This window comes from Amycolatopsis kentuckyensis (assembly GCF_002155975.1).
Classification (GTDB): domain Bacteria; phylum Actinomycetota; class Actinomycetes; order Mycobacteriales; family Pseudonocardiaceae; genus Amycolatopsis; species Amycolatopsis kentuckyensis.
On record NZ_MUMI01000270.1, the window covers coordinates 22396 to 33487 of the forward strand.

An 11092-nucleotide genomic window follows, 5' to 3' on the forward strand; every position below is an offset into this window, starting at 1 on the left:
CAGACTGGGCCGGTGAAGTGGGTCCTGCACGTCGACCTCGACCAGTTCATCGCCGCGGTCGAGGTCGCCCGCCACCCGGAGCTGCGCGGGAAGCCCGTCGTGGTCGGCGGCAACGGCGACCCCACCGAACGCGCGGTCGTCGCGACGGCGTCGTACGAAGCTCGCGAGTTCGGCGTCCAGTCCGGCATGCCGCTGCGGATCGCGGCCCGGCGCTGCCCGGACGCCGTCTTCCTGCCCAGCGACCCGGACGCCTACCTCGAGGTGTCGGCGCGGGTGATGGCCGCGGTGCGGGAGCTGCCGGTGGTGGTCGAAGTGCTCGGCTGGGACGAGGCCTTCGTCGGCGCGGAGACGGCCGACCCCGAGGCGCTGGCCGTCGCGATCAAGGAGGCGGTGGCGCGCGAGACGGGCCTGTCGTGCGCGGTCGGGATCGGCGACAACAAGCTGCGGGCCAAGCTCGCCACCGGGTTCGGCAAGCCGGGCGGGATCTACCGGCTGACGCACGAGAACTGGTGGGAGGTGATGGCCGCCCGCCCGACGGACGCGCTGTGGGGCATCGGCGGCAAGACGGCGAAGAAGCTCGCCTCGCTGGGCATCCACACGGTCCTCGACCTCGCGGGGGCGGACCCGGCGGAGCTGGCGGCCCGGTTCGGCCCGAAGACCGGCCCGTGGCTGCGCCTGCTCGGCGGCGGCATCAGCGATGCCGAGGTGAGCGCGACCCCGTGGGTGGCCCGCTCCCGCAGCCGCGAGACGACGTTCCAGCACGACCTGACGGACCCGGCACAGATGGCGGCGGAGGTCTCGGCGCTGGCGAAGCGCGTCGCCCAGGACGTCTCGGAAGAAGGCCGCCCGGCGGCGCGGGTGGCGGTCAAGGTGCGGTTCGTGCCGTTCCTGACCCACACGCACAGCATCACCCTCCCGGAACCGACGTCGGACGCCGCCGAGCTCGACCGCGCGGCGCGGGAGGTACTGGGGATGTTCGAGCTGACCCGCCCGGTGCGGCTGCTGGGCGTGCGGGCCGAGTTCCCGCGCGAGGACTAGAGCCCCTCCGGCAGCGGCAACGGCCGGTCCGGGTCGAGTTCCACCCCGCCTGCCCGCAGCGTGTGGTCCAGCATCGCCCAGATCGTGCCCGTGAGCTGGGCGGTCAGCTGGGGCAGGGTGAGCGTGCCCGGGTGGTCGAGCCAGCGGGTCGTCGCCGATTCGACGTAGCCGACCAGGCCGAACGCGATCGTGTCCGCCGGGGCGGGATCCAGGCCGAACGCCGTCAGGTAGCCCGTGAACAGGCCGCTGAGGTGGCGGGCGATCGCGCCGCGGACGTCGGGGCCGTCCGGGACGCCGCTGGCCAGGTAGCGGTGCAGGTGGGCGTGCTCGGTCAGCCAGCGCAGGTGCGTCGAGATCACCGTGGAGATCATCTCGTTCGGCGAGCCCTCGGGGTGCCAGAGCGGCGCCAGGTCGGCCGTCACCAGTTCGGCCGCGCGCCGGGCGATCGCCCGGCGGAGGTCCGCCGCGTCGGAGAAGTGCCGGTACAGGCGGGTGCGGGCGACGCCGGCGCGCTCGGCGATCTGCTCGGTCGAGACCTCCGGGCCGTGCTCGGCGATGGCGGCCAGCGCGGCGTCGACGAACTCCGCGCGCCGTCGTTCCTGCTGGCCCGCCCAGCGCGTCGCCCGTCCGTCGACCTTGGTCACGGCGGAAGCCTACTCAGGGCCAGCCGGGCGGTGTACGCTACTCGAAGTAGCTAGTACACCGCGTACCCCCTACTTTTCGGAGGCCGCCATGGGCGTCGAGGCCCAGGACCGGGACGTCACCGCGGCTCGCCTGCTCAAGAGCTCCGCGAAGAACTCCTACGACCCGTACGTCGACGTCGACTGGGCCGCGCCGCTCGCCGAGGGCAAGGCGTACATGCCGCTCGAGCGGGTCTCCCTCTACGGCACGGACCTCTGGGCGAAACTGACCCCCGAGCAGCGGATCGAGCTGTCCAAGCACGAGATCGCCAGCATCATGAGCGTCGGCCTCTGGTTCGAGATCGTCCTGATGCAGCTGCTCGCCCGCTACGTCTTCGACCTCGACGCGCGCACCGAGCACGCGCAGTACGCGATGACCGAAATCGGCGACGAGACACGGCACTCCGTGATGTTCGCCCGCACCGCGCAGCGGCTCGGCGTCCCGCGCTACGGCGTCCCGAAGGTGGTCCACCGCGCCGCGAAGGTCTTCGGCGCGACCGCCGCCGGGCCGTCGATGTTCGCCAGCGTGCTGGTCGCCGAGGAGACCACCGACCGGCTCCAGCGGTCGATGATGGACGACGACGGCATCCAGCCGCTGATCCGCTCGGTCAACCGCATCCACGTGGTCGAGGAGGCCCGGCACGTCCGGTTCGCCAAGGAGGAGGTGCTGCGCGAGACGCCGAAGTTGTCCAAGGCGGCGCTGCGGCGGCACCGGGTGCGGACCGCGCTGGTGGCGTTCGGCGTGATCGACAGCATGGTCGACCCGCGGATCTACCGCAGCGTCGGGATCGACCCGCGCGAAGGCCGCGCCGCGGCGCTGGCGAACCCGCACTTCCACGAAACGCGCCGCTGGATGGCCGAGAAGATCGTGCCGTTCCTGCGGGAGGCGGGCCTGATCGGCGGCCGCTCGGAAGGCATCTGGCGGCGCGCGCACCTCCTTTGAGGGCCGGCCGCGGAATTTGCTTCGCGCCGGCGGCCGGAGTCGGCCAGGATTCCCTGGTGACCACCGACCCGCCGCGGGACTTCCCGCTCGAACCCGCCCTCGGGCAGCAGGCCCGCACACCCGCACCGCGCCGCCGCTCGCTCCTCGCCCGGCCGGCCGTGACCGGCCTGATCGGCTTCCTCCTCGGCGCGGTGCTGGTCGGCGTGCCGTGGCTGGCCCTGAGCCTGCTCGGCGGCCCCAGCGGCCGCCCGCTGACGGCCCCGGCCGGCCTCGGCGGGCTGAGCCGGGCCCAGGACGCGCTCGCGAAGTTCGACAAGGCCAAGAGCGAGGCCATGGTCACCCGCATCGACAAGACCGACCGGGAAACCGGCACCCGCGTGTCCGCGGCCTACGGCGGGGCCGGCGCGATCGCCCAGCAGTACCAGGACGACCGGCTGGAGCGCAGCTTCCAGCTCGTCGCCGTCCGGGCGCCCTCCCCCGAACTCGTCGCGCCCTACGAGGACGCCGAGGCGCTCGGCCTGGCCGCCCCGGGCACGGAACTCGTGCGCGCCGGCGCCGTGCAGTGCCTGGTGCACCACGATCCCGCGGCGGCGGGCTCGACGCCGGACCCGGACCGGTCCTTCGTCACGAACTGCCAGCGCACCGGCCCGGACCTGACCGTCACGGTGCGGAGCCTGAGCGCCGAGGGCAACCGGGACCCGCGCGAGCTCGCCGGGATCGTCGAAGAGGCCTGGCGGGTGCTCTCGTGACGATCACCACCCGCCTCGCCCGCGCCGAGGACGAAGCCGCGCTCGCGAAGATCGACGAGCGCACCTGGACCCCGGACGTCTCCCCCGCGCCGGCGCCTCCTCCGGGAACGCCGTTCTTCGACGACGGCACGCGGCCCGAGGACGTCCTCGTCGCCGAGCACGACGGCGTGGTCGCCGGGTACGTGCGCCTCGGCGAGGGGTTCGGCATCCCCGCCCACCGGCACGTGGTGGTGATCGACGGCCTCGCCGTCGACCCGGACCGGCAGCGGCTCGGCATCGCCCGGCAGCTCGTCGAGGCCGCCGTGGCCGAGGCTCGCCACCGGGGCGCCCGCAAGGTGACGCTGCGCGTGCTCGGGCCCAACACCGGCGCGCGGCGGGTCTACGAGCGCTGCGGGTTCGTCGTGGAAGGCGTGCTGCGGGGCGAATTCCACCTCGACGGGACGGACGTCGACGACGTTCTCATGGCCCGTCCGCTCGCTTGACAGCCTCGCGGCCGCTTTGCCATCCTGGTTCCGGGCCGAGAGGCGCTGCGACGGAAGCCACTTCCGCCACGCTCGGCCCGCTACCACGACTCCAAGGGCGCCTCCCGCGAGGGAGGTGCCTTCTTCTTTGTCCGCAAGGACTTCCGTGCTGCCTCCCGAGCGCATCCCGACGAACTCCGGAGTGCACCGAAGCATGAGTGACAAACTGCAGACCCGAAACGGCCTCGACTTCGCCGTGGCCGACCTGTCCCTGGCCGACGCCGGCCGCACGCAGCTGCGGCTGGCCGAGCACGAGATGCCCGGCCTGATGGCGATCCGCCGCGAGTACGCCGCCGCCCAGCCGCTGAAGGGCGCCCGCATCGCCGGGTCGCTGCACATGACCGTGCAGACCGCCGTGCTCATCGAGACCCTCGTCGCCCTCGGCGCGCAGGTGCGCTGGGTGTCCTGCAACATCTTCTCCACCCAGGACGAGGCCGCCGCCGCGGTCGTCGTCGGCCCGGAGGGCACGGTGGACGCCCCGGCCGGCACGTCCGTGTTCGCGTGGAAGGGCGAGACGCTCGAAGAGTACTGGTGGTGCACCGACCGGCTCTTCGCCTTCCCCGGCGGGCAGGCCCCGAACATGATCCTCGACGACGGCGGCGACGCCACCCTGCTCGTCCACAAGGGGGTCGAGTTCGAAGCGGCGGGCGCGGTGCCGCAACCGTCCGAAGAGGACCCGGAGGAGTACCGGATCGTCCTCGAAAACCTCCGCGCGAGCCTCGCGGCCGACGGGGACCGCTTCACCCGGATGGCCAAGGAGATCCGCGGCGTCACCGAGGAGACGACCAACGGCGTCAAGCGGCTCTACAAGCTCGCCAAGGACGGCGAGCTGCTCTTCCCCGCGATGAACGTCAACGACTCGGTGACGAAGTCCAAGTTCGACAACAAGTACGGCATCCGGCACTCCCTTGTGGACGGTCTGAACCGGGCCACCGACGTGATGATCGGCGGCAAGCGCGTGCTCGTCTGCGGCTACGGCGACGTCGGCAAGGGCGCGGTGGAGGCGCTGCGCGGCCAGGGCGCCCGGGTCTCGGTCACCGAGATCGACCCGATCTGCGCGCTGCAGGCGGCGATGGACGGCCTGGACGTCGTCGAGCTCGACGACGTGGTGGCCACCGCCGACATCTTCATCACCACCACCGGCAACTTCGGCATCATCTCGGCGGACCAGATGAGCCGGATGAAGCACAACGCGATCGTCGCCAACGTCGGGCACTTCGACAACGAGATCGACATGGCCGGGCTGGCGAAGCTGCCGGGCATCGTGAAGACCGAGATCAAGCCGCAGGTGCACGAGTGGACGTTCCCGGACGGCCACGCGCTGATCGTGCTGTCCGAGGGCCGCCTGATGAACCTGGGCAACGCGACCGGCCACCCGTCGTTCGTGATGTCGAACTCGTTCACCAACCAGGCGATCGCGCAGATCGAGCTGTTCGCCAAGCCCGGCGAGTACGCCACCGACGTCCACCGGCTGCCGAAGCACCTCGACGAGAAGGTGGCCCGGCTGCACCTGGACGCGCTCGGGGTGAAACTCACCAAGCTCACGAAGGAGCAGGCGGAGTACATCGGCGTCGACGTCGAAGGTCCGTACAAGCTCGATCACTATCGGTACTGATCCGGGGTTTGATCCAAGGTTGCTCCATTCGCCGTAGTTTGGTTTATCGGGAAACTGGCCATCCTCCGGTCGAGAGCGCATCCGCCCGGACGGCACGGAGCCGGGCCGGGTCTCATGCGAAGGAGTGTGTCAAGTGATCATTCTCGGTGTGATTCTGCTCGTCATCGGGTTCATCGTGGGCATCCCGGTGCTGTACACCATCGGTATCATTCTCGCGGTGGCCGGCGTGGCACTGGCCATCTTGGGCGGCACTGGCCGCCGGATCGGTGGCCGGGCGCACTGGTACTGATCCCGAGACCCCGCCACGGCCTTCGTTCAGTGCCACCCCGGCGATCGCCAGCGCGACCACCGGGTCGGCCCACCAGCAGCCGAACAGGGCGTTCAGCAGCAAGCCGGCCAGCAGCACCGCGGAAAGCCAGGTGCAGAGCAACGTCTGCCGTGAATCCGCGACCGCGCTGGCGGATCCCAGCTCGCGCCCGGCCCGGCGCTGCGCCGCGGAGAGCGCGGGCATCACGGCCAGGGAAATGGCGGCGAGCACGATTCCGGTCCGGGACGTTTCCGGCGCCGCGCCGGTGAAAAACGAACTGATGGCTTCCCCGGTAACGTAAATCGCGAGCGCGAAGAAGGAAATCGCGATCGCCTTCAACGCCCGCCGTTCCCGCGCTTCCGGATCACGGCCGGAGAACTGCCACGCGACCGCGACCGCCGAAGCGACCTCGATCACCGAATCCAGCCCGAAGCCGATCAGGGCCCCCGACGACGCCGCGGCGCCGGCCGTGAGGGCGACGGCGGCCTCGACGACGTTGTAGGTGATGGTCGCGGCCACCAGGAAGCGGACCCGGCGCACCAGCACCGCCCGGCGCTGCGGCTCGGCCACCGGTGGCGCACAACAGCCGTCGGCGCACGTCACTTCGCCACCACCTCGTCCTCGCAGGCGTCCCGCGGTTCGACCGCCAGGACGACCTGGACGAGTTCCCGCAGCGCGCGGGCGAGGTGATCGTCGGCGATCTCGTACCGCACCTGCCGCCCTTCGTAGCTGGCCACGACGAGCCCGCAGCCGCGCAGGCACGACAGGTGGTTCGAGACGTTGGACCGGCTCAGCTCCAGCTCCGCGGCCAGCCGTCCCGGATAGGCGGGGCCGTCGAGCAGGGCGGTCAGGATCCGGCAGCGGGTCGGGTCGGACAGGGCGCGCCCGATCCGGGCCAGCGCCGACTCGCGCGTCTCACACGTCACCATGGAGTGAACTGTACAGCGAACGCTGACCTATCCACAACGGACACCCCGGAAAATGAAGGGGTCCTCCGGCTCCGAGGGGGAGGGAGAGCCGAAGGACCTCGTTAGTGTTAGCACATCGCCAAGCCGCTGTACACAGCTGCATACACGATCGTGTGAGGACCTTGACGGCATCCGAACGCCGCAAAGGCCTCCCCGGCGGGCGGAAAACCCGGCCGGGAAGGCCTTCACGGTCCTGGCGGGAGGCTCAGGAAGCTCGGCGCAGCAACGACTTCCGCGGTGCGGTGGCACAGCCGCACCCGCCGCCGACGCCTTGGCAGTCGACGATCAGCCCGTGGCGCACGCGGTCACCGTCCGCGCACCCTTGATCGGTGCACTCGGCGAAGCCGCCTTCCGGGTGCACCACCAGCGTGCCGTGGCAGTGATCGATCCCGGCGTCACAGGAAGCACACTCCATGTCCGCACCGCCTTTCCGCGCTCGTGCACCCAAGGTAGGACCGGGAAGCACGCGGGCGCGGGAGCCGGGCGGCGTGTCGGCACAACCACCCGTCCGAGCGGCTCAGGCGGACTTCGGCGCCCGCTTCCGGGCTGCCGGCTTCTTCTTCGCCGGTTTGGCGTCCTCTTCGGACGCCGCGGTGGCCTCCGAAGAGGACTGTCGCGACTTCTTCGCGGCGTCCACACTGGCCTGCAGCGCCGCCATCAGGTCGACGACGTCGGCCTTGGCGGTGACGGCGGCCGGCTTGGTCGTCTCGTCGCCGGCGACCTTGGCCTCGATCATCTCTTCGAGGGCCTCGCGGTAGTGGTCGTGGTACTTCTCCGGCTCGAACACCGGCTCGGCCAGGGAGTCGATCAGCGATCCGGCCATGGTGAGCTCCTGCGGCCGGATCTGCGGCGGGTCGTCGCGCAGGAACGGGAAGTCGGGTTCGCGGACCTCGTCCGGCCACAGCATGGTCGTCATCACCAGCACGTCGGCGTGCACGCGCAGCACCGCCATGCTCTCCCGCTGCCGGACGGCGACCTTCGCGATGGCGACCTGGCTCGACTTGTGCAGCGCGTCCCGCAGCACGACGTACGGCTTCACCGCGTTCTTCTGCGGCTCCAGGTAGTACGTCCGGTCGTACTGGATCGGGTCGATCGACTCCAGCGGCACGAACTCCAGCACGTCGATGGTGCGCTGGGTGGTCAGCGGCAGCTCGGCCATCTCCGCGTCGGTGATCACCACCATCTCGCCGTCGGGCAGCTCGTAGCCCTTGGCGATCTCGGCGTAGGGCACTTCCTGGCCGTCGATCGTGCAGAACCGCTTGTACTGGATGCGGCCGCCGTCGGCCTCGTGCACCTGGCGCAGGGAGACGTTCTTGTTCTCGGTGGCCGCGTACATCTGGATCGGGATGCTGACCAGCCCGAAGGACACCGAGCCCTTCCACATCGCCCGCATGCCGCGCACCTCCGAGGTCGTCTTCACGCTACGTAACAACCGTAGCCCGAATCGTCCCTCGACGACAGTCTGATCTAGACCTCTGCCAGGTATTTCTCCCAGAGGGCCGGATCCATGAACCAGTGTTGGAAATCGGCCGGGTCGGTGAATCCGTTGGCGAACCGCCGCGCGACCGCCGGGTTCTCCCCCGCCACCCCGAGGATCTGGAGCACGTGCGGAGGCGGCGGCAGGAGGAGCGCGTTGGTCCATTCGGTCACGTGCCGGGCGTACTCCCAGTAGCGCTCGAACGTCGCTTCCATCCAGGCCGCGTCGAACGGCCGGTCGCCGTGCTCGACGATCGCGTCCAGGTAGGTCGCCGCGCAGTGGCTCGCGTTGTTCGAGCCCTGCCCGGTGATCGGGTCGTTCGCCACCACGACGTCGGCCATGCCCAGCACGATCGCCCCGCCCGGCAGGCTGCCGACCGGGTGGCGCACCACCGGCGGGTAGCCGCCGGCCAGGGTCGCCTTGGCGTCGGTCAGCTCGGCGTCGCGGCAGCGGTCGTACTCCCACGGCACGAACTGCCGCATCAGGTCGAGTACGCGCCGGAAGTGCTCGTCCGGGCCCGGGTGGTCGCCGAAGCAGTCCAGCGGCCCGCCGGGCACGCCTTCGAAGAAGAGGATGTCGCAGTTCCCGCTCAGCGTGTACGCCGGGATCATGAACAGCTCGCCGACGCCGGGGACGATGTTGAACCGCACCCCCACCTTGTCCGGGTGCTCCGGCCGGCGGCCCACCCCGTGGGCGTAGACCAGCGACAGCGCGCGCATCGGCTGGGTGTACGGCGAGCGCTCGGGCACGCGGTCGAACAGCTGGACCAGCTCGCCCTTGCCGGCCGAGATGATCACCAGGTCGTAGAGCCGGGCCAGCGCGTCCAGTTCGGACGTCATCACGCCGTGGATGACGAGCTTGCCGCCGCGGTCCTCGAACAGCTCCAGCCAGCCGGCCATCTTGATCCGCTGGTCCACCGACTGGGCGGGGTGATCGAGCTCGGCGAACCAGTCGAGCGCGCGGCCGCCGTCCGGCGCGGCCACCGAGACGCCGAGGCCTTCGACGTTGACCGTCTCGGCCTCCCACAGGTTGATCCCGAGGTCGCGCTCGTGCTGCAGCGCGTCGTGGAACATGCACTGCGTCGACATCACCCGCCCGGACCGGATCTCCTCCGGCGTCCGCGCGGACATCACGGTGACGTCGTAGTCCTTCGCCTGCAGCCCGAGAGCCAGCTGCAGGCCGGACTGCCCGGCGCCCACGACCAGGACCTTGCGCATGGAGCTCGTTCTCCTTCTCAGGCGTGCGGGGCGCTGCCGGCGAGCTCGCGGCCCGCCGGGCCGGAGAGCACCGCCAGCGACAGCGTGTGGCCGACCAGTTCGGTCAGGGTGGCGATCGTGGAGGCGCGGTCGCGGGCGTCGCAGGTCACCAGCGGGACGGCGGGGTCGAGGGCGAGGGCGTCGCGCACCTCGTCGAGGTCGTGCACCGGCTTGCCCTCGAACTGGTTGACCGCCACGACGAACGGCAGCTCCGAGTCGTTCTCGAAGTAGTTGATCGCCGCGAACGACTCGTCGATCCGGCTGGTGTCGACCAGCACGACCGCGCCGAGCGCGCCGCGGCTCAGGTCGTCCCAGAGGAACCAGAACCGCGCCTGCCCCGGCGTGCCGAACAGGTACAGCAGCAGGTCCGGGCGCAGCGTGATGCGCCCGAAGTCCATCGCCACCGTGGTGGTCGACTTGTTGCCCGGCGGCAGGTCGTCGACGCCTTCCCCGGCCTCGGTCATCCACGCCTCGTTGCTCATCGGCGGCACTTCCGACACCGCACCGACGAAGGTGGTCTTGCCGACACCGAAGCCCCCGGCGACGACGATCTTCGCGGAGATCGTCAGCAGATCGCCCTCAGGCGGGGAGCCGCTTGAGCCCATCAAGGATCCTCTCGAGCACGTTGGTGTCGTGGTGGTAGGCGTGCGCGGTCGGGTGGACGAACACCGCGCCCTGGGAGGCGAGGTCGCCGAGCAGCACCCGCACCACGCCCAGCGGCAGGTCCAGCCCGACCGACAGTTCGGCGACCGAGCAGCGGACCCGGGCGCGTTCGTAGAGCGAGCGCGACTCGGGCATGAGCGCGTCGCTCAGCGCGGGGTCGTACTGCGGCACCGAGATCAGCGTTTCCACCAGCAGCTGGTGGCGCGTGCCGGTGCGCCCGCCCGTGAGCGCGTACGCGCGGATCCGGCGACTCCGGCGGGGCAGTGTGGTGTCCTTTTCGGACACGGGCATCACATCCTCGTGCGGCACTTGCGTCACGTCCGGGGCCGGCGCGCGGTCAGCACCTGCCGCAGCTCCGCGCGCACCTCGGGGGTGAGCGCGTGGCCGGCGTTGGTGATGAACTGGGTCATCTCGTAGGCGACCACCTTCATGTCCGCCTCGCCCGAGGTCAGCACCGCGAGCCCGGCACCGGACCCGATGCCCATGAACAGGAAGTAGCCGTGGGTGAGCCGGATGATGATCTGCTCGCAGGCGCCCTTCCCGAACAGCGCCGCGCTGTTGCCCGCCAGGGAAAGCAGGCCGCTGGCGATCGCGGCGAGCTGTTCGGCTTCGGCTTCGGCGACCGAGTCCGACGCGGTGAGGGGGAAGCCGTCCACGCTCATGATCAGTGCGTGGCTGACGCCGTGCACCTTGCGCACGAAGTCGTCGAGCAGCCAGGCGAAGTTCGCCGTGGCCGGGTGGGGCGCGCTCACGGGGCGGTTCCTCCGGGCGTCTCGTCCTGGCGGGTGCGGTTCTCCGCGAGCGCGGCCTGCTCGCCGACCTCGGCGCGTTCGCCGACGGCGAGCAGCTGCGCGTGCCCGGCCGTGTCCCCGGAC

The 11092-nt window shown here is 70.9% G+C and carries 13 protein-coding genes, 1 pseudogene and 1 riboswitch; of the genes and pseudogenes, 5 read left to right on the forward strand and 9 right to left on the reverse strand.

What is annotated here, in order from left to right:
• Positions 1-12: 12 nt before the first annotated feature.
• Positions 13-1038, forward strand: coding sequence for a DNA polymerase IV (locus CCN39_RS25730; RefSeq protein WP_086846131.1), 1026 nt, complete (start codon positions 13-15; stop codon positions 1036-1038).
• Here CCN39_RS25730 and CCN39_RS25735 read toward each other — a convergent pair.
• The gene (locus CCN39_RS25735; protein WP_086846132.1) at positions 1035-1682 is read right to left on the reverse strand and encodes a TetR/AcrR family transcriptional regulator; all 648 of its coding nucleotides are present in this window, start codon (positions 1680-1682) and stop codon (positions 1035-1037) included. The two genes, CCN39_RS25730 and CCN39_RS25735, sit on opposite strands and share 4 nt — an antisense overlap.
• Positions 1683-1770: 88 nt before the next feature.
• Here CCN39_RS25735 and CCN39_RS25740 point away from each other — a divergent pair, with 88 nt between their 5' ends.
• The 4 genes from CCN39_RS25740 to ahcY all read left to right on the forward strand — a co-directional run bounded on the left by CCN39_RS25740 (position 1771) and on the right by ahcY (position 5546).
• Positions 1771-2661, forward strand: coding sequence for an AurF N-oxygenase family protein (locus tag CCN39_RS25740; protein ID WP_086846133.1), 891 nt, complete (start codon positions 1771-1773; stop codon positions 2659-2661).
• A 56-nt stretch (positions 2662-2717) separates the two neighbouring features.
• Positions 2718-3410, forward strand: a complete 693-nt coding sequence (locus CCN39_RS25745) for a hypothetical protein (RefSeq protein WP_086846135.1) — start codon at positions 2718-2720, stop codon at positions 3408-3410.
• Complete coding sequence (locus CCN39_RS25750; RefSeq protein WP_167455176.1) at positions 3407-3892, forward strand: GNAT family N-acetyltransferase; 486 nt, start codon at positions 3407-3409, stop codon at positions 3890-3892. The genes CCN39_RS25745 and CCN39_RS25750 overlap by 4 nt, the downstream gene beginning before the upstream one ends.
• A 31-nt stretch (positions 3893-3923) precedes the next feature.
• Positions 3924-4002: riboswitch (S-adenosyl-L-homocysteine riboswitch) on the forward strand.
• Between the two features lie 83 nt (positions 4003-4085).
• Positions 4086-5546 (forward strand): adenosylhomocysteinase, encoded by a 1461-nt coding sequence (gene ahcY, locus CCN39_RS25755; protein WP_086846137.1) that lies wholly within the window; start codon positions 4086-4088, stop codon positions 5544-5546.
• Positions 5547-5850: 304 nt separating this feature from the next.
• Here the strand turns inward: ahcY and CCN39_RS25765 are convergent.
• From CCN39_RS25765 to CCN39_RS25800, 8 genes and pseudogenes are all read right to left on the reverse strand, one after another.
• Positions 5851-6456: pseudogene (locus tag CCN39_RS25765) on the reverse strand (cation efflux transmembrane domain-containing protein); the annotation flags it as partial.
• Positions 6453-6782: a Cd(II)/Pb(II)-sensing metalloregulatory transcriptional regulator CmtR gene (gene cmtR, locus CCN39_RS25770; protein WP_086846139.1), complete on the reverse strand. Its 330-nt coding sequence runs from the start codon at positions 6780-6782 to the stop codon at positions 6453-6455. The gene cmtR and the pseudogene CCN39_RS25765, both read right to left, overlap by 4 nt.
• Positions 6783-7026: 244 nt before the next feature.
• The gene (locus tag CCN39_RS25775) at positions 7027-7236 is read right to left on the reverse strand and encodes a hypothetical protein (protein ID WP_086846140.1); all 210 of its coding nucleotides are present in this window, start codon (positions 7234-7236) and stop codon (positions 7027-7029) included.
• 102 nt (positions 7237-7338) lie between these two features.
• Positions 7339-8214, reverse strand: coding sequence for a non-homologous end joining protein Ku (gene ku / locus CCN39_RS25780; protein WP_086846155.1), 876 nt, complete (start codon positions 8212-8214; stop codon positions 7339-7341).
• 74 nt (positions 8215-8288) lie between these two features.
• Positions 8289-9515 (reverse strand): styrene monooxygenase/indole monooxygenase family protein, encoded by a 1227-nt coding sequence (locus CCN39_RS25785; protein ID WP_086846142.1) that lies wholly within the window; start codon positions 9513-9515, stop codon positions 8289-8291.
• 17 nt (positions 9516-9532) lie between these two features.
• Positions 9533-10159 carry a GTP-binding protein gene (locus CCN39_RS25790; RefSeq protein ID WP_086846144.1) on the reverse strand — a complete coding sequence of 209 codons (627 nt, stop codon included), beginning with the start codon at positions 10157-10159 and terminating at the stop codon, positions 9533-9535.
• Positions 10134-10508 carry a DUF742 domain-containing protein gene (locus CCN39_RS25795; RefSeq protein ID WP_208630373.1) on the reverse strand — a complete coding sequence of 125 codons (375 nt, stop codon included), beginning with the start codon at positions 10506-10508 and terminating at the stop codon, positions 10134-10136. The genes CCN39_RS25790 and CCN39_RS25795 overlap by 26 nt, the downstream gene beginning before the upstream one ends.
• Positions 10509-10531: 23 nt before the next feature.
• A complete protein-coding gene (locus tag CCN39_RS25800) occupies positions 10532-10969 on the reverse strand; it encodes a roadblock/LC7 domain-containing protein (RefSeq protein ID WP_086846147.1) in 438 nt (145 codons plus the stop codon).
• Positions 10970-11092 lie beyond the last annotated feature (123 nt).